17 protein-coding genes and 1 tRNA gene are annotated in these 17,171 nt (G+C 72.8%); 8 read left to right on the top strand and 10 right to left on the bottom strand.

What is annotated here, in order from left to right; genetic code table 11:
- Window positions 1–4: 4 nt before the first annotated feature.
- The gene (locus ACWCHM_RS32820) at window positions 5–214 is read left to right on the top strand and encodes a helix-turn-helix transcriptional regulator (protein WP_282344959.1); all 210 of its coding nucleotides are present in this window, start codon (window positions 5–7) and stop codon (window positions 212–214) included.
- The gene (locus tag ACWCHM_RS32815; protein WP_421490041.1) at window positions 211–1,656 is read left to right on the top strand and encodes a tyrosine-type recombinase/integrase; all 1,446 of its coding nucleotides are present in this window, start codon (window positions 211–213) and stop codon (window positions 1,654–1,656) included. The genes ACWCHM_RS32820 and ACWCHM_RS32815 overlap by 4 nt, the downstream gene beginning before the upstream one ends.
- 63 nt (window positions 1,657–1,719) lie before the next feature.
- Here the strand turns inward: ACWCHM_RS32815 and ACWCHM_RS32810 are convergent.
- A tRNA-Tyr gene (locus ACWCHM_RS32810) sits at window positions 1,720–1,803 on the bottom strand.
- Window positions 1,804–1,951: 148 nt separating this feature from the next.
- On the opposite strand from ACWCHM_RS32810, the gene ACWCHM_RS32805 reads away from it, so the two are divergent.
- A complete protein-coding gene (locus tag ACWCHM_RS32805; protein ID WP_088644769.1) occupies window positions 1,952–2,446 on the top strand; it encodes a YajQ family cyclic di-GMP-binding protein in 495 nt (164 codons plus the stop codon).
- 86 nt (window positions 2,447–2,532) lie between these two features.
- Here ACWCHM_RS32805 and ACWCHM_RS32800 read toward each other — a convergent pair whose 3' ends face one another.
- A complete protein-coding gene (locus ACWCHM_RS32800) occupies window positions 2,533–3,792 on the bottom strand; it encodes an MFS transporter (protein ID WP_454221194.1) in 1,260 nt (419 codons plus the stop codon).
- 188 nt (window positions 3,793–3,980) lie between these two features.
- On the opposite strand from ACWCHM_RS32800, the gene ACWCHM_RS32795 reads away from it, so the two are divergent.
- Window positions 3,981–4,118: a hypothetical protein gene (locus ACWCHM_RS32795; RefSeq protein ID WP_158224196.1), complete on the top strand. Its 138-nt coding sequence runs from the start codon at window positions 3,981–3,983 to the stop codon at window positions 4,116–4,118.
- A complete protein-coding gene (locus ACWCHM_RS32790) occupies window positions 4,118–5,338 on the top strand; it encodes an MFS transporter (protein WP_454221193.1) in 1,221 nt (406 codons plus the stop codon). Before ACWCHM_RS32795 ends, ACWCHM_RS32790 begins: the two co-directional genes overlap by 1 nt.
- Window positions 5,339–5,397: 59 nt before the next feature.
- Here ACWCHM_RS32790 and htpX read toward each other — a convergent pair whose 3' ends face one another.
- From htpX to ACWCHM_RS32755, 7 genes are all read right to left on the bottom strand, one after another.
- A complete protein-coding gene (gene htpX, locus ACWCHM_RS32785) occupies window positions 5,398–6,276 on the bottom strand; it encodes a zinc metalloprotease HtpX (RefSeq protein WP_204957674.1) in 879 nt (292 codons plus the stop codon).
- A gap of 188 nt (window positions 6,277–6,464) precedes the next feature.
- Window positions 6,465–8,012: an NADH-quinone oxidoreductase subunit N gene (locus tag ACWCHM_RS32780; protein WP_454221192.1), complete on the bottom strand. Its 1,548-nt coding sequence runs from the start codon at window positions 8,010–8,012 to the stop codon at window positions 6,465–6,467.
- A 191-nt stretch (window positions 8,013–8,203) separates the two neighbouring features.
- Complete coding sequence (locus tag ACWCHM_RS32775) at window positions 8,204–9,733, bottom strand: complex I subunit 4 family protein (protein ID WP_454221191.1); 1,530 nt, start codon at window positions 9,731–9,733, stop codon at window positions 8,204–8,206.
- Entirely contained in the window at window positions 9,730–11,643 is a 1,914-nt protein-coding gene (locus ACWCHM_RS32770) for an NADH-quinone oxidoreductase subunit 5 family protein (protein ID WP_454221190.1), read from the bottom strand. The genes ACWCHM_RS32775 and ACWCHM_RS32770 overlap by 4 nt, the downstream gene beginning before the upstream one ends.
- Window positions 11,640–12,020, bottom strand: coding sequence for an NADH-quinone oxidoreductase subunit NuoK (nuoK, locus tag ACWCHM_RS32765; protein ID WP_421490037.1), 381 nt, complete (start codon window positions 12,018–12,020; stop codon window positions 11,640–11,642). The genes ACWCHM_RS32770 and nuoK overlap by 4 nt, the downstream gene beginning before the upstream one ends.
- 173 nt (window positions 12,021–12,193) lie before the next feature.
- A complete protein-coding gene (locus ACWCHM_RS32760; RefSeq protein WP_454221189.1) occupies window positions 12,194–12,736 on the bottom strand; it encodes an NADH-quinone oxidoreductase subunit J family protein in 543 nt (180 codons plus the stop codon).
- A complete protein-coding gene (locus tag ACWCHM_RS32755) occupies window positions 12,733–13,326 on the bottom strand; it encodes a NuoI/complex I 23 kDa subunit family protein (RefSeq protein WP_454221188.1) in 594 nt (197 codons plus the stop codon). Before ACWCHM_RS32755 ends, ACWCHM_RS32760 begins: the two co-directional genes overlap by 4 nt.
- 129 nt (window positions 13,327–13,455) lie before the next feature.
- Here ACWCHM_RS32755 and ACWCHM_RS32750 point away from each other — a divergent pair, with 129 nt between their 5' ends.
- Window positions 13,456–14,031 (top strand): Uma2 family endonuclease, encoded by a 576-nt coding sequence (locus ACWCHM_RS32750; RefSeq protein WP_454221187.1) that lies wholly within the window; start codon window positions 13,456–13,458, stop codon window positions 14,029–14,031.
- Here the strand turns inward: ACWCHM_RS32750 and ACWCHM_RS32745 are convergent.
- Window positions 14,012–14,434 carry an ester cyclase gene (locus tag ACWCHM_RS32745; RefSeq protein WP_454221186.1) on the bottom strand — a complete coding sequence of 141 codons (423 nt, stop codon included), beginning with the start codon at window positions 14,432–14,434 and terminating at the stop codon, window positions 14,012–14,014. The two genes, ACWCHM_RS32750 and ACWCHM_RS32745, sit on opposite strands and share 20 nt — an antisense overlap.
- 83 nt (window positions 14,435–14,517) lie before the next feature.
- Between ACWCHM_RS32745 and ACWCHM_RS32740 the strand changes: the two genes are divergently transcribed.
- Window positions 14,518–15,564, top strand: coding sequence for a glutathione S-transferase family protein (locus ACWCHM_RS32740; RefSeq protein WP_454221185.1), 1,047 nt, complete (start codon window positions 14,518–14,520; stop codon window positions 15,562–15,564).
- A gap of 254 nt (window positions 15,565–15,818) precedes the next feature.
- Window positions 15,819–17,135, top strand: a complete 1,317-nt coding sequence (locus ACWCHM_RS32735; protein WP_204957665.1) for a S8 family peptidase — start codon at window positions 15,819–15,821, stop codon at window positions 17,133–17,135.
- The last annotated feature ends 36 nt before the right edge of the window (window positions 17,136–17,171 follow it).

The following is a 17,171-nucleotide window of genomic DNA, read 5'->3' as shown; positions in this document are numbered from 1 at the left end:
AACCGTGACCAGCCGACCGAAGCGCACCACCCCCACTGGAAACCTGCTCACCCTCGCCGAAGTCCTGGACGAACTCCGCGTACCCCGGTCGACCTTCTTCCGCTGGAAGGCCACCGGCCGCGCCCCCCGAACCATCAAGTACCCGAACGGGAGCCTCTACGTCCGCCGCCGCGACCTGGACAACTGGATTGACGACCACGAGGAGGCCGCTTGATCAGCTATGACGTCCGGGTGTGGAGCATCCTCCCGAACCGCAGCCAGAAAAAGCCCAGCTACTCCGTTCGCTGGTTCGTCGCGAAGAAGCCGTTCCGGAAGACCTACGCGACGCGCGCTCTTGCTGAGAGCTTCCGCGCCAAGCTGATCGTTGCGCAGCGGGAAGGCGTCGCGTTCGATCAGGTCAGCGGCCTGCCCGAGCCGATGGCGCGAGCACTCAACACCCGGACGTGGTTCGACCACGCTGTGGCCTACGTCGACATGAAGTGGCCCCGCTCGTCGGCCAAGCACCGCAAGGGCATCGCTGAGACGCTGGCCACCGTCACCCCGGCACTGCTCGCGACCGACCGAGGTGTGCCCAGCGATAAGGCGCTACGGGCCGCGCTCTACGGGTGGGTGTTCAACAAGGCACGCCGAGACGCCGGGGAACCGCCCGCCGACCTCGCCGCCGCCGTGCGCTGGCTCAAAGCCAACACCGTCAACCTGTCCGCGCTCGCCGACGCCGCGTTGGTGCGGAAGGCTCTCGACACGCTTGCCCTGCGGATGGACGGTGCCGCCGCGTCGGCCAGCACGATCGCCCGTAAGCGGGCCGTCTTCTCCGGGGCGTTGAAGTACGCCGTTGAGCTGCGGCTACTCGACGCGCACCCGCTGTCTCTGGTGAGCTGGACCGCGCCGAAGACGGCCGATGAGGTCGACCGGGGGGCGGTGGTCAACCCCGATCAGGCGCGAGCACTGCTCGCCGAGGTGGGGCGCTCGGTGCCCGAGCTGGAAGCGTTCTTCGGATGCATGTACTACGCCGCCCTGCGCCCCGAGGAGGTGCTTCACCTGCGGGAAGACGAATACGAGCGGCCTGCCCAGCGCGGGGGGTGGGGCGTTCTGCACCTCACTGGCTCGACGGTGGCCGTCGGCCGCGATTGGGGCGACGGAGACGACACCACCGAAGACCGGGAGTTGAAGCACCGCGCCAAGGCAGCCACGCGGGACGTTCCGGTGCCGCCGCCGCTCGTGCGGCTACTCGACCACCACGTTACGGAGTACCCGCCCGGATCGAACGGCAAGCTGTTCGTGACCCGGCGCGGCCCCGGCGGGCGATACGTGCCTACCGCCGGCCAGCCGATCCCGAACAACACCTACGGGAAGGCGTGGCGTGATGCGCGGGCAAAGGTGCTCACCCCGGCTCAGCAGCGCTCCCCGCTGGCTCGCCGGCCGTACGACCTGCGGCACGCTGCCGTGTCGCTCTGGCTCAATGCGGGGGTGCCGGCTACCCAGGTCGCCGAGTGGGCTGGGCACAGTGTGAACGTCCTCATGCGGGTCTACGCGAAGTGCGTCTACGGCCAGGAGGAAGCCGCCCGCCGCCGGATCGAGGCCGCGCTGGGAGGTGCGGAAAACGCCGACGCGAATACGACGCGACAGGCGAGATTGAGCGGGTCAGAGCAGGACTGAGTGAGACTCACGAAAGTGGCCCCTGACCGGCATTCACGCTGGTCAGGGGCCACTTTGTGCACCTGGTGGCGGGTAGAGGATTCGAACCTCTGTAGCTTTCGCGACGGATTTACAGTCCGCTCCCATTGGCCGCTCGGGCAACCCGCCAGGGCACACCGCCGTGTCGTAACGCGGCAGCGGAGCAAGGATAGCGGTCACCCCCGGGGGCGTGGCAACCGGGTACCGTCAGAGGGTCGTGGGGCTGGTCAGCACCGCGACGACCCTGACAGACCGCCGGACAAGCAGGAGCATCAGCATGGCAGCGAACCCGTCGTTCGACATCGTGAGCAAGGTCGACCGGCAGGAGGTCGACAACGCCCTTCGCCAGACGGAGAAGGAGCTTGCCCAGCGGTTCGACTTCCGTGGCACCGGCGCCGAGATCTCCTGGTCGGGTGAGGAGGCGATCAGCCTCCAGGCCGAGACCGAGGAGCGGGTCAGCGCCGCCCTGGACGTGTTCAAGGAGAAGCTGGTCAAGCGGAACATCTCGTTGAAGTCCCTGGACGCCGGTGACCCCCGCGCCTCGGGCAAGGTCTACAAGATCGACGCCAAGGTGATCCAGGGCATCGAGTCGGAGAAGGCCAAGGCGATCAGCAAGAAGATCCGCGACGAGGGCCCGAAGGGCGTCCAGGCGCAGATCCAGGGCGACCAGCTCCGGGTGACCGGCAAGAAGAAGGACGACCTCCAGGCCGTCATCTCGCTGCTCAAGGGCGAGGACTTCGGGGTGGCCCTCCAGTTCACCAACTACAGGTAGAGCGGCCCCGGCCGGGCGGTCGTCCCCCGACGGGGACGGCCGCCCGCCGCACGGACCCCGGAAGACAGCGGGGCCGCGTACCCCGTTCAGACCGTGACGGGGTGTTCGGCGCGGACGGCGGCGGCCTCGGCGCGGGCGATCGGGCCGCCGGGCAGCGCCGCGACGGCTGCCCCGACGCCGACCGCCCCGGCGGCGAACAGGAACGCCCAGGGCACCCCGCCGGCGTGGTCGACGATCAGGCCGGCCACCGCGCCGCCGGCCGCGCTCGCCGCCACCGACATGGTCACCACCCAGGTGTACGCCTCGTTGAGCATGCCCGTCGGGGTGATCCGCCCGACCAGGGTGTTCTCCAGGGTCAACGCGGGGGCGATGGTGGCCCCGCCGATCACCAGGGCGATGCCGAGGGACACCGGACCGGGCATCACCGCGAAGATCGCCAGGGTGCCGGCCACCGCCGCGAGCAGCCAGGCGAACTGGCGGGTCATGTTGGCCGCCGGGCGGCGTACCCCGAACCAGAAACCGCCCACGGCGCTGCCCACCCCCCAGACGGCGAGCAGCAGGCCGGCCAGGCTCTGCGGGTCGTCGGTGGGCTGGCTGCCGGCGAACGCCGGCACGATCACCCCGGCCGCGCCGAACGCGATGCCGAGGCTCGCCACGCAGACCAGCAGTGCCGGGAAGCCGCCGACCCGCAGCGGGCCGAGCCCTCGGGCGTGGTGCTCGCGGGCGTGCGGACGCCAGGCGCGCATCACCCGGCCCAGCGCTACCCCGCCGGTGCCGACCAGGGTCACCACTGCCGCGCCGAGCAGCGCGGCGGCGGCGTCGGCGACCAGGACGAATCCGGCCACCAGCAGCGGGCCGAGCACGAAGACGACCTCGAACAGCGACGTCTCGGCGGCCAGTGCGGTGTTGCGCAGCTGGTAGCGGCCGGTCGACGGGGCGGTCAGGTCGTTCCAGGCTCCCCGGATGGCGGCGGTCAGCGGCGGGTAGGTGGCCCCGGCCAGCCCGGCCGCCAGGTAGATCAGGCGCAGGTCGGCGTTCTCGGCGCGACTGGCCCCGAGCAGCCCGAACAGGGCCAGCGGGTGGGCCACGGCGGTGACCAGCAGCACCGGGGTTGGTCCGACCCGGTCGGCGATCCGGCCGGCGACCGGGCTGAGCGCGGCACCGGACAGCGCATAGATCCCGCCGGCCACGGCGGCGAGGGAGTACCGGCCGGTGACCTGCTCCACGACCAGCAGCAACGCCAGCGGTGTCATGCCGATGCCGAGCCGGCCGACGACACCGAGAAGCAGCAGCAGTGGGGCGCCGGGAATCCGCCAGACGCCCAGGTACTGGCGCAGTGCGGACACGGCCCACCTCCCAGGAGACGATCAGGTAACGACTCAGAACCCTGTAGACCCTAACGCCGCAGGTCGCTCCGGGAATGGTCGATTCACTCACACCCGGGGCCGCTGACCCGGTGGCGGCGAGAGGGTAACTTGCTGATCGACCCAGATACATACACCGCTGGATCGCCCCCGATGTCGTAGGAGGTCCAATGGTCGGCACGACGACCGAACGCCGCCGGCCCGGCCCGGCGTCCCGGGGCGGCCGTCACCGGGCAGCCGCCCCGGTGCTCCGGGAGAGCCCCGGTCACCAGCAGAACGGGGTCGAGGAAGCGGAACCGACGACCTGATGACCGACGCCGACGAGCGGCTCTCACCGCCCCCCGGTTACCTGGCCCTGTTCCGCCATCCGGTCGCCTCCCGGCTGGTCACCGCCCGGGGGATCTCCGAGCTGGGCGACTTCGTGGGGCTCGCCGCGCTGCTGCTGCTCGCCTACGACCAGACGCAGTCGGTCCTCGGGCCGGCCGCCGTGTACGCCGCCCGCGCCCTGCCCGCCCTGCTGGTCGCCACGGTGTTCAGCGGTTGGCTGGACGTGCCGGCCCGCCGTACCCTGCTGGTCTGGCTCTCGGTGGCCGGTGCGGTGCTGATCGCGGTCCCCCTCGCGGCGCCCCGGCCGGTGCCGGCAATCGTCGCGGCCGGCCTGCTCGGTGCGGTCCGGGCCGCCTACTCCAGCGTCAACGTGGCGGTAGCCGCCGAGTCGGTGGACGCCCCGCTGCGGCTGCCGCTGTTCGGCCTGTCCGCCTTCGCCAACCAGGTCGGCCAGGTGGTGGGGCTGCTGGCCGGGGCGAGCATCACCGTGGCCCTCGGCCCCCGGGTGGCGCTCCTGATCGACCTGGTCTCGTTCCTCGTGGCGGCGGTGGTGCTGGCCGGGTTGCCGACCGGGCAGCAGCGGCGGCGCGGGCCACGCCCACCGGCCACCGCCGGCATACGGACCATCGCCGGGCACCCGGTGCTGCGCGGCGTCGCCCTGCTCACCCTCGCCACGGTGCTCTCCGGCGCGCTGCCCGAGACCCTCACCCCGGACCTCGCCGACGGGGCCTGGCGGCCCGTGGTGCTGGCCTCGTCGGCGTTGGGCGGCGCGGTCTTCGTGCTGGTGCTGGGGCGGGGCACCTGGTTGGGCCGGTTGACCGGGCAGGTCACCGTGGCCGCCGCCCTGGCCGGGGCGCTGCTGCTGGCCGCCCTGCTGGTCGCCACGCACTCCCCGGTGTGGGCGCTGGCCTGCGCCAACGCGCTGATCGGCGCGGGCGGAGGGTGGCTGATCGGCGCACAGGCCACCTTTGCCCGGCTGGCCCCGGTGGAACGGATGGGGCAGGTGGAGGCGACCATCGTGGCCGCCAACATCGTGGTGGCAGGTTGCGGGATCTTCCTGCTCGGGTCGGCCGCCGCGCTGTTCGGGCCGGCCGTGGCCTACCTGCTGGCCGGGGTGCTGCTGCTGGTCGTGGTGCTGCTGACCCGCCCCGACCAGCTGCCGGCCGGGGCCGGCGCACAGCCGACCGGCCGAACCCCCTGACCGTGGATATGACCGCGCCCGCGTCCAGGGTGTGGACGCGGGCGCGGTGGGTGTGACCGTCAGCGCTGGAACTGCACCGGGCCGGAGTTGCGGGCCATCTGCTCCAGCCGGGCCACCCGCTCCTCCATCCGGGGGTGGGTGGAGAAGAGCGCGGCGATGCCGCCACCCCGCTTGAACGGGTTGTCGATCATCAGGTGGGCGGTGCTGGTGAGCTGTCCCTGGGCGGGCAGCGGCCGGGCCTGGGTACCCAGGTGGATCTTGCGGAGGGCGCTGGCCAGGGCCAGCGGGTCCCGGGTGAGCTGCGCGCCCGAGGCGTCGGCCTGGAACTCCCGGCTGCGGCTGATCGCCAACTGGATCACGGTGGCCGCGATCGGGCCGAGGATGATGGTGAGCAGCAGCACCGCCGGGTTCGGGCCGTCCTCGTCGTTGCTGCCGCCCAGCGGGATGAAGAACGCCAGGTTCGCCAGCATGGTGATGATACCGGCCAGTCCGGCCGCCACGCTGGAGATCAGGATGTCCCGGTTGTAGACGTGGGACAGCTCGTGGCCGATCACCCCGCGTAGCTCGCGGTAGTCGAGGATCTCGGTGATCCCCTGGGTGACGCAGACCGCCGCGTTGGCCGGGTTACGACCGGTCGCGAACGCGTTGGGCTGTGAGGTGGGGCTCACGTACAGCCGGGGCATCGGCTGCCGGGCCTCGGTGGCCAGCTCACGCACCATCCGGTACAGCTCGGGGAACTGGGCCTCGCTGACCGGTTGCGCCCGCATCGAGCGCAACGCGAGCTTGTCGGAGAAGAAGTAGGTCACGCCGTTCATCAGCAACGAGACGACGACGGCGACGACGAGGCCACCGCTCCCACCGAACCAGTAGCCGACCGCGAGGATCAGCGAGGTCAGCAGGCCCAGCAGCGCTGCGGTCTTCAGACGGTTGTGATGCACGATCGCTCCTTCGGTGCGCGGGTCACGCGGGACCCGCTGACCGGTACAACGTCACCGGTACCCGTCAACCATCCAGCTCATGACTGGCAGTTGACTGACAGAAGCTGTGAACCCGCTGAACGCACCGGACAACCGGGGACGACCCGGGACACCAGGTCAGCGGGTGGCGGAAGCTCCGAGCGGGCCGGTCAGCGGGAGGCGAGATCCAGCACCAGTTGGGGGGCGAAGCCGATCACCACGGCCAACGCGGTCGCCACGGCCAACGCCACAGAGACCGGCCAGGCCACCCGGCCGGGCGTCACCCCGGGCGCGACCCCGACGGGCGCGGTCGGCTGCCCGGTTCGGGCAGGTAAACCGGCCGCAGCCGGCTCCCCGGCGGGACCGGCCGGCACCCGGGTCGGGTCGGCGTACAGGGTGGCGGCCAGGCGCAGGTAGTAGGCCAGTCCGATGACCGCGTTCAGCGCCACCACCAGGGCCAGCCAGCCGGCCCCACCGTCCAGCACCGCCCGGACCACTGTCACCTTGGCGAACAGCCCCGCCAGCCCGGGTGGCAGGCCGGCCAGCCCGACCAGGGCCAGCGCGAACGCCGCCCCGGCCCAGGGCCGCCGCCGGGCCACCCCACGCAGGTCCGCCACCGCGCCGCCGTCCGCACCGGCCGGACGCAACGCCACCAGCGCCGCGAACGCCGCCAGCTCCACCACCACGAAGAAGACCGCGTACGCCACCGCGGCGGCGTACGCCCCGGCCCGGACGTCGTCGCCGCGCCCGGCGGTCGACGCCAGCACCCCCAACGGAGCCAGGATGTAGCCGGCCTGGGCCACCGACGACCAGGCGAGCAACCGGACGGTACGCCGCTGGCGCAGCGCCACCAGGTTGCCCACGGTCATGGTGAGCACCGCCAGCAGGGCCAGCACCGGGCCGGTCACCTCGGCCGGCAGCGCCCGCTGCACCACCGCCAACAGGGCCACCACCCCGCCCAGCTTCGACGCGGTGGACAGGTAGGCCGCCACCGGCAGCGGCGCCCCGTCGTAGGTCGCCGGCGCCCAGGCGTGGAACGGCACCGCCGCCACCTTGAAGGCCAGCCCGAGCACCACCAGCGCCACCGCCGCCGGGACCAGCGGCACGTCCGGCGCGTCGGCCAGCAGCCCGCCGAGCCGACCCAGGTGCAGGCCGCCCGTCGCCGCGTAGAGCAGGGCCGCGCCGAGCAGGGTGACCGTCGTGGCCACCACGCTCACCACGAAGAAGGTGACCGCCGCCTCGGCGCTGGCCAGGCTGCCCCGACGCAGGCCCACCAGCACGTACAGCGGCAGGGTCAGGGTCTCCAGGGCGACGATCAGGGTGATCAGGTCACCGGCCGCGCCCAGCACCACGCCACCGGTCATCGAGCAGGCCAGCAGGAAGCAGTACTCGCCGACGGGCGTCGGACCGCCGCGCAGCAGCGGACCGGAGAGCCCGAGCACCCCCAGGGTGAGCAGGGCGAAGACCCCGGCGATCAGGGCCGCCCGGCCGTCGAACACCCACGAGCAGTCGGCACCCACACAGAACGTCCGCCGGGTGCCGGCCGCGCCCACCACCACCGCGCCGACCCCGGTGGCGACGACGCCCGCGCATGCCACCGCCACCGTCGCGCCGGCCCGGCCGACCAGCAGATCCGCCAGCAGCACGAGTACGGCGGTGCCGGCCGCCAGGTACGCCGGCAGCAACGCCACGTTGTCGACGCTCTGCACCACACTCACGAGTCGGACCTTTCGTTCGCGACTGCGGGGCTCCGCTGCGCTGCACTCCCCGCGCTCACCGGGCCACCCTTCCGCTCGCGACTGCGGGGCTCCGCTGCGCTGCACTCCTCGCGCTCACCGAGCCACCCTTCCGCTCGCGACTGCGGGGCTCCGCTGCGCTGCACTCCTCGCGCTCACCGGGCCGACCCCGTTCACCGGACGATCCCCACCAGGGCGTCCACCGGGCCGGTGGCGTAGCCGAGCACCAGGGTGGGCAGCAGGCCGACGGCGAGGGCGAGCAGGACCAGCGGGACCCAGGCGGCCAGCTCCACCCCGGCCAGGGCGGGGGTGAACCGGCCGACCACCGGGCTGGGCCGACCGTGGGTGACCCGACGCAGCAACCGCAGGAAGTACGCGGCGGTGAGCGCCCCGCCGATCGCCGCCAGCACCGCCAGCGTGGTCCACAGCGGCCCGCCCCGCTCGACGGCCGCGACCACCGCGAACGCCTCACCCCAGAAGCCCGCCAGACCGGGCAGGCCGAGCGAGGCGACCGCCGCGAAGCCGAGCAGACCGGCCAGCCGGGGCGCGGTCTCCCGCAGCCCGGACAACTCGGCCAGCGCCCCGGTGTGGGCCCGGTCCTTGACCGCGCCGGCGAGGAAGAACAACAGCCCGGTGATCACCCCGTGCGCCACGTTGCCGATCAGCGCCGCCTGGATGCCGGTGGCGGTCAGCGTCGCCACCCCGAGCAGCACGAACCCCATGTGCCCCACGCTGGAGTAGGCGATCAGCCGCTTCAGGTCGTCCTGGGCCAGGCAGACCAGCGAGCCGACGAGGATCGCCGCGACGGCCAGCACCCCGAGGATCGGCGCAGCCCAGCGGGCCCCCTCCGGGGCCACCCCGACGGCGACCCGGATCAGGCCGTACGTGCCCATCTTGAGCAGGACCCCGGCGAGGATGACGCTGCCGACGGTGGGGGCCTGGGTGTGCGCGTCGGGCAGCCAGGTATGCAGCGGCCAGAGTGGGGCCTTCACCGCGAACGCCAACCCGAGCAGGGCGAACGCGGTCAACTGGGTGCCCCGGGACAGCCCCACCCCGCCGGTCAGCGCGACGATGTCGGCGGTGCCGGCGGCGGCCACCACCACGAACACGCCGACCAGCAGCAGCACCGAGCCGAAGAGCGTGTAGAGGGCGAACTTACGGGCCGCCGCGCGGGCCGCGTCGCGTGCCGGCAGATCATCGCCGGTGCCGCCCCAGCCGGCGATGATCGCGTACATCGGCAGCAGGACGACCTCGAAGAAGACGAAGAACAGCACCAGGTCGAGGGCGAGGAAGGTGCCCAGGATGCCCACCTCGACCACCAGCAGCAACGCCACCAGCGCCCGGCCGCTCCCCCGCCCCTGCGGCACCCGACGCACGGTGTAGCCGCAGCAGAGCAGGGTGAGCAGGGCGGTGAGCACCACCAGCGGCCAGGAAATGCCGTCCACGCCGAGGTGGAAACGCAGGTCGAGGCCGGGCACCCAGGGCAGGTCGACCTCGTGCCAGGGCTGCACGGCCGGTGCCGGGCCGTAGCCGAACCAGCCGTGGTCCCCGAGCACCAGCAGCACCGCCCCGACCAGGGTCAGCCCGGCGACCGCCGTACCCAGCAGCCGGGCCGCCCGCTCCCCGGGGAGCACGGCGACCAGCGCCGCCCCCACCGCCGGCAACGCCAACACCCCGACCAGCAACACCTGTCCCAAGCTCATGAGGAGACTCCGATCAGGGCGGCGGCGAGGCCGATCAGCAGGGCACCGGCCAGCACCGCCGCCGTCGCGCGGGGCAGCGCCGCCCGGTGCAGCGCGGCCAGCCCGGCACCGAGCGCCGAGGCGCCCCGGCCGACCCCCTCCACCAGGCCGTCCACCCCCACCTCGTCACCGGTACGGGTCACCCGGGCGAGCGCCGTCGTGGGGCGTACCACGAGGGTGTGTTGCAGGTCGTCGAGGCGGAAGGCGCGGGCGAACACCGGCCGCAGCGGACCCAGCGCGCGGGCCGGATCGGCGGCCGGGTCCCGCCGCCAACCGGCCCAGGCCAGCCCCGCCCCGGCCAACAGCAGCACCAGCGGCAGCAGCACCGCCGGGGCGAGGTGGACCAGGTCGACGTCGGCGGCGGTGCCCCGCAGCCGGTCGGTGAACGGCGGCCAGAACGCGGCCAGCCCGAGCAGCGCGGCCGGGACGGCCAGCAGCAACACCGGCCAACGCATCAGAGCCGGCGGGTCGTGCGGGTGCAGCAGCGGCAGCCGGGGCTCGCCGAAGAAGGCGCGCAGCAGCAGCCGGGTGGCGTACGCGGCGGTGAGCAGCACCCCGAGCAGCCCGGCCAGCCAGACCAGCCACCCCACCCAGGTCGGGGCGGGGCCGGTGCCGTCAAGCGCGGCGGCCTCGGCGGCGGCGAGCACCCCGTCCTTGCTCCAGAACCCGGACAGCGGCGGCACGCCGGCCAGCGCGCCGAGGCCGATCAGGGTGCACCAGAAGGTGACGGGCATGCTGCGGCGCAGCCCACCCATCCGGGACAGCAGGGTGGTGCCGACGGCGTGGATCACCGCACCGGCGGCGAGGAACAGCAGCGCCTTGAACGCGGCGTGGGTCAGCAGGTGGAACAGCGCGGCGGCCGGGGCACCGACGGCGAGCGCGCCGGTCATGTAGCCGATCTGGGAGACCGTCGACCAGGCGAGCACCCGTTTCAGGTCGTCCTGGGCGGTGGCGGCGAGCGCCCCGAGCAGCAGGGTGATCGAGGCGAGCACGCCGAGCACCGCCAGCGCCACCGGGGCCCGGGTGAACAGCGGGTAGAGCCGGGTCACCGCGTACACCCCGGCGGCGACCATGGTCGCGGCGTGGATCAGCGCGGAGATCGGCGTCGGGCCGGCCATCGCGTCCGGCAGCCAGGTGTGCAGCGGGAACTGGGCACTCTTGCCGGCCACCCCGGCGAGCAGCAGCAGGCAGGCGGCGGTCAACACGCCGGTGGAGTGGTCGTGGGCGAGCACGTCGGCGATCCGGAAGCTGCCCGCCGAGACGCCGAGCAGCGCGATGCCGAGCAGGAACCCGACGTCACCCACCCGGGTGACCAGGAACGCCTTCATCGCGGCGGCCGGCGCCTCGGGCAGCCGCCGGTCGTGGGCGATCAGCAGGTACGAGCAGAGGCCCATCACCTCCCAGCCGACCAGCAGCAGGATCAGGTCACCGCTGACCACCACCAGCAGCATCGCGGCGGTGAACAGGCTGATCTGCGCGGCGTAGGGCGGATAGCGGTGGTCCACCTCGACGTCGTCGTGCGGGCCGCGCCGCAGGTAGGCCACCGAATAGACCTGCACCGCCAGGGCCACCGCCGCCACCGCGACCGCGACCAGCGCGGCGCCGCCGTCCAGCCGTACCCCGAGGGTGACCCGCAGCCCACCCAGATCGATCCAGCTGGTGCTGGTCTCCACCGGGTCGCCGACCCGGACCAGCAGCAGCACCGCGACCAGCAACGCGCCGGCCGCGCCGGCCACCCCGAGGCCGATCGCCGCCCGCCGGGCCGCGCCCTCCCCGCCGGTCGCGCCCTGCGGTGCCGGCGGCAGCAGCAACCCGAGCAACCCGGCAACCAGGGGTACGACGGGCAGTGCCGCCCCGAGTAGCCCGGTCACCGCCCGACCTCCGCCCGTGCGCCGGCCGACCCGGCCTCGACGTCACCTGTCGACCCCGCCCGGCCCCCGGCCGGCTCGGTCAACGGCACGTCGTCGACGGTGACACTGGCCCGCAGCCGGTAGAGCTGGAGCACGATGGCCAGCCCGACGCCGATCTCGGCGGCGGCCAGCACGATCACGAACAACGCGAAGACCTGCCCGGAGTGCGGCAGCACCGCCCGCACGGTGGTGTCGGCGGTGACCAGGATCAGGTTGACCGCGTTGAGCATCAATTCCACCGCCATCAGCACCAGCACCGCGTTGCGTCGCCGCAGCACGCCGTAGACGCCCAGGCCGAACAGCAGCGCGGCGGTGACGTACGGGATGACCGGCCTCACCGGATGACCTCTGTTCGCGACTGCGGGGCTCGCAAAACCGGCTCACTCCTCGCGCTCACGGGACCACCTCAGTTCGCGACTGCGGGGCTCGCAAAACCGGCTCACTCCTCGCGCTCACGGGACCACCTCAGTTCGCGACTGCGGGGCTCGCAAAACCGGCTCACTCCTCGCGCTCACGGGACCACCTCTGTTCGCGACTGCGCGGGGGCGGCGTCGGGGCGGCGGCCGATGTCGGGGCGGGACAGGATGACCGCGCCGACCAGGGCGGACAGCAGCAGCACCGACAGCACCTCGAACGGCAGCACCCAGGAGCGGAACACCTGCTCGCCGATGCCCTCGGCGGTACCCGCCGCCGGCAGCTCCACCGTCGACCAGCGGAACGCGTCGACCAGCAGCGCCGTCAGTCCCAGCCCGGTGCCCGCCCCGATCAGCGCGGCCGGCCAGCCCGGACGGTCCAGATCGTCGGACGCCCCGATCGGGGCCCGGGTCAGCATCACCGCGAACAGCAGCAGCACCACCACCGCACCCACGTAGATCAACACCTGCACCCAGGCGACCAGTTCGGCGGTGAGCACCAGGTAGTCGCCGGCCAGCGCGCCCAGGCAGAGCACCAGGTAGAGGCCGGCCCGGACGAGGTGCTTCGTGGCGACCACCAGCACCCCCGACCCGACCGCCACCGCGCCGAGGGCGAGCAGCAGCACGTCCGCACCGGTCACCGGGAGGCACCTCCGTCGTCGGCGGGGCCGGGCTCGGGGCGTACCACGGTGGGGCGGGCGGCGGAGCTGGTCGGGGCGGCGGCCTTGCGCGCGGCGGTGGTCTCCTCCTTGGCCGGCTCGCCGTGCGGGTCGTGCGCGGGCGGCGGCGGCACCGTGGCCATCCACTGGCCGAGGTGGTCCTTGTCGTGCAGCAGGTCCTTGATGTCGTACTCGGCGTACTCGAACTCGGGCGACCAGTAGAGGGCGTCGAACGGGCAGACCTCGATGCAGATGCCGCAGTACATGCAGAGCGAGAAGTCGATGTCGAACTTGTCGAGGACGTTGCGCTGGCGGGGACGGGCCGCGCCGGCCACCGCCACCTCCTCCTTGTGCGAGTCGATGTAGATGCACCAGTCGGGGCACTCGCGGGCGCAGAGCATGCAGACCGTGCAGTTCTCGGTGAGCAGCGCGATCACGCCCCGGGAGCGGGGCGGCAGTTCGGGGGCGACGTCGGGGTACTGCTGGGTGTGCGACCGGCGGGTCATCGTCTTCAACGTGACCGCCAGCCCCTTCACCAGCCCGCCGCCGGTGCCACCGCCGTGCTCGCTCACCGTGTCGCCCCGACTCGCTCGCTCATGGGGTCATCCTGCCCTGTGGCCACGGCGTGCGCGACCACCACCCGGCGTTTGCCGGCGTTACCCTGCGGCCGGGGAGAACGACGCACCGGGAAGGACCGACCGATGACCGCCGCGTTGCGGAGCTACCAGCCACCCGAGGGCGGTTGGACGACCGACGATCTGGACGCGCTGCCCGAGGACGGCCGCCGCCGCGAACTTCTCGATGGAGTGCTGATCGTGCCCGCCTCCCCCACCCGGATCCACCAGACCATCGCGATGCGACTTGGCGTCGCGCTCGAAGAGGAGTGTCCCGACGACTACGACGTGACCCAGGCCGTGGAGGTGCGGATCAATCGGACCCGCTCGTTCATCCCCGACGTGCTGGTGACCACGTCCACTGCGGCGGCCCGCGAGCCGTCCCGGTACGAACCGCACGAGGTGGTGCTGGCCGTCGAGATCGTCTCCCCCAGCACCCGCTCCATCGACCGGGTGCTCAAGCCGACCCTGTACGCGCAGGCGGGCATCCCGTTCTACTGGCGGATCGAGGTGGAGGACGACGGCCTGGTCGTGCATACCTACAAGATCGACGCGGTGAACGAGGTCTACACCGAGACCGGGCGGTGGACGAAGTTCGTCGACACCGGTGAGCCGTTCCCGGTGAACCTGTCGGTCGCCCGGATCACGCCCCGGCGTCGGTGAGCGGCGGCAGCATCTCCACACCCAACTGTTGCAGCAGTTGGAACAGCTCGTTGACGCTCCACACGTCGACGATCCGGCCGGCGGCGTCGAACCGCAGGAACGTCGCCCCGGAATAGCTGACCACCTGCCCGGTCGGCGGCACCGGGCCGAACTGCCCCGCCTGGGTGCCGGCGGCTCGCCAGCGCAGCGCCACCCGCTCCCCGGCCGCAACCACGTCCACCAGTTTGTAACGCAGGTCGGGGAAGGCGGCCCGGCGGTCCCGGTGCCAGGCCAGCACCGCCGCCGGGCCGGTGCCGCCGAGCCCCGGGCACTCCTGCGCCACCAACTCGTACGCCGACTCCTCGCGGCCGGCGTTCCACACGTCGGCCACGAACCGCCGGGCCACCGCCGCCACGTCGATCATGTGGGCAGCCTAGGCCCGCGTTACCGTGCCACCGGACGCCGGACCCGCCATGATGGGAGCCGAAGCGGACGAAGGGCGACATGATGGCGGAGAGCAACGGCAGGACGGCGACCCAGACCGGCGGCAAGTACGTCGAGCCGGGCGGCGAGTTCACCCGGGACCAGCGCTACATCGCCACCCGGATCACCGCCGACGGGCGGGACGGCTACCCGGTCGAGCCGGGCCGCTACCGGCTGGTCGTCAGCCGGGCCTGCCCGTGGGCCAACCGCATGATCATCGTACGGCGGCTGCTCGGGCTGGAGGAGGCACTGCCGATGGCGGTGGCCGGGCCCACCCATGACGCCCGGAGCTGGACGTTCGACCTGGACCCGGGCGGGCGGGACCCGGTGCTCGGTATCGAGCGCCTGGCCGAGGCGTTCTTCGCCCGCTACCCGGACTACGACCGGGGGATCACCGTGCCGGCGATCGTCGATGTGCCGACCGGTCAGGTGGTCACCAACGACTACGCGCAGATGACCCTGGACCTGTCCACCGAGTGGGGGGCGTACCACCGTGAGGGCGCCCCGCAGCTCTACCCGGAACACCTGCGCGCCGAGATCGACGAGGTGAACGCGGTCGTGTTCGCCGACGTCAACAACGGGGTCTACCGGTGCGGCTTCGCCGGCTCGCAGGAGGCGTACGACAAGGCGTACCGGCGGTTGTTCGACCGGCTGGACTGGCTCAGCGACCGGCTGGCCGGCCAGCGCTACCTGGTCGGCGACACCATCACCGAGGCCGACGTGCGGCTGTTCACCACGCTGGCCCGGTTCGACCCGGTCTACCACGGCCACTTCAAGTGCAACCGGCAGAAGCTCAGCGAGATGCCGGTGCTGTGGGCGTACGCGCGGGACCTGTTCACCACCCCCGGGTTCGGCGACACCATCGACTTCGACCACATCAAGCGGCACTACTACGAGGTGCACCGGGACATCAACCCGACCGGGGTGGTGCCGCTCGGCCCGGACCTGGTCAACTGGCTCAGCCCGCACGGGCGGGAGGCGCTCGGCGGCCGGCCGTTCGGCGACGGCACGCCCCCGCCGCCCCCGCCGCCGGCCGAGCAGGTGCCGCCGGAACACACCCCGATCGGCTGAGCCACCCCGACCACGCGCCCCCGCCCGGCCCACCGGATCGGGGGCGCACCGCCGTGCCCCCACTGAGCCATCCCCGCACGCGCGGAACCACGGTCGACAGCGGACACCGAGAGCTGCCACACATTCACCCTCAGCGTTCAAGAGTTAACACGATGGTCAATATGACCTGTTCGACTAGGGGGCGTCCGTCGCCGCGATTCCCGTCGGCGGGCTACCAGTCCACTACGGACTCCCCCTTCGAGGAGGAACGAGCCTTGCGCAAGCTGGGTAGCAGGACCGCACGTCTGGGCGTACTCGCCGGTGTTCTCGCCGGCGCGCTCGCCGCCACCACCAACGCCGCCGTCGCGGCACCGGTCACCCCCGGCCCCGGCCGGACCGCACCCGCGCCGCTGCTGACCGGCAGCGGGGAAGCCGCGCCGGACCGGTACATCGTCGTCCTGGACGACAAGCCGGTCAGCGGCGAGCGCACCGCCCGCCTCGCCCGCACCGCCCAGTCGGCCGCCGTCGCCGAGCGGGCCGGCGGCACCGTGCTGAACCGCTACACCCAGGTCCTCGACGGGTACGCCGCCGTGCTGCCCCCGGCCGCCCTCGCCGCCGTCCGCAGCGACCCGGCCGTGCAGTACGTCGAGCGGGACACCCGGATCGAGGGCGGACTGACCAGCACCACCCCGGACCGGACCGGCCCGACGACGGCCCGCGCCGAGCGGGCCCAGGCCGGCGGCGCGTCCACCCAGGCCGTGCAGAGCAACCCGCCGTCGTGGGGGCTGGACCGCATCGACCAGCGCAACCTGCCGCTGAGCAACAGCTTCGGCTACACCACGACCGGTTCCGGGGTGACCGCCTACATCGTCGACTCCGGCATCCGGGCCACCCATGTCGACTTCGGCACCCGCGCCGCCGGGGTCTACGACGCGGTAGGCGACGGCAACGGCACCAACGACTGCCACGGCCACGGCACGCATGTCGCCGGCACCATCGGCGGCACCACCTACGGGGTCGCCAAGTCGGTGACGCTGCGGGCGGTCCGGGTGCTCCAGTGCGACAACTCCGGGTGGAGCACCGACCTGATCGAGGGCGTCGACTGGCTGGCCACCAACCACGCCACCACCTCGGTGGCGAACTTCAGCCTCCAGGGTTACGGCACCTCGGCGAACACCTCGATCGAGAACCTGATCGACCACGGCGTGTACCCGGTCTTCATCGCCAACAACTTCAACACCGACGCCTGCACCAACGGCCCCCGGTCCAGCCGGGGCATCACCGTCGCGGCGACCGACATCAACGACAACCGGGCCTCGTTCTCCAGCTACGGGACCTGCGTCGACATCTTCGCCCCGGGGGTGGACATCACCTCCGCCGGCATCGCCTCGAACACCGCCGTGGCCAGCGGCTGGTCCGGCACCTCGATGGCGGCCCCGCACGTCACCGGTTGGCTGGCCCGCTACCGGCAGACCAACCCGACGGCGACCCTCGCCACCGCCAAGAGCGCACTGATCAGCGCCGCCACCACCGGCAAGGTGGTCAACCCGGGGACCGGCTCCCCGAACCGCCTGCTCTACGCCGCGCCGTGAGCACGCCGGAGGGGCCCCGTCCGGGGGCCCCTCCGG

It is taken from the genome of Micromonospora sp. SCSIO 07396, from assembly GCF_053667945.1.
Note: the sequence above shows the minus strand (reverse complement) of the source record. Positions and strands in the feature narration are given on the sequence as shown.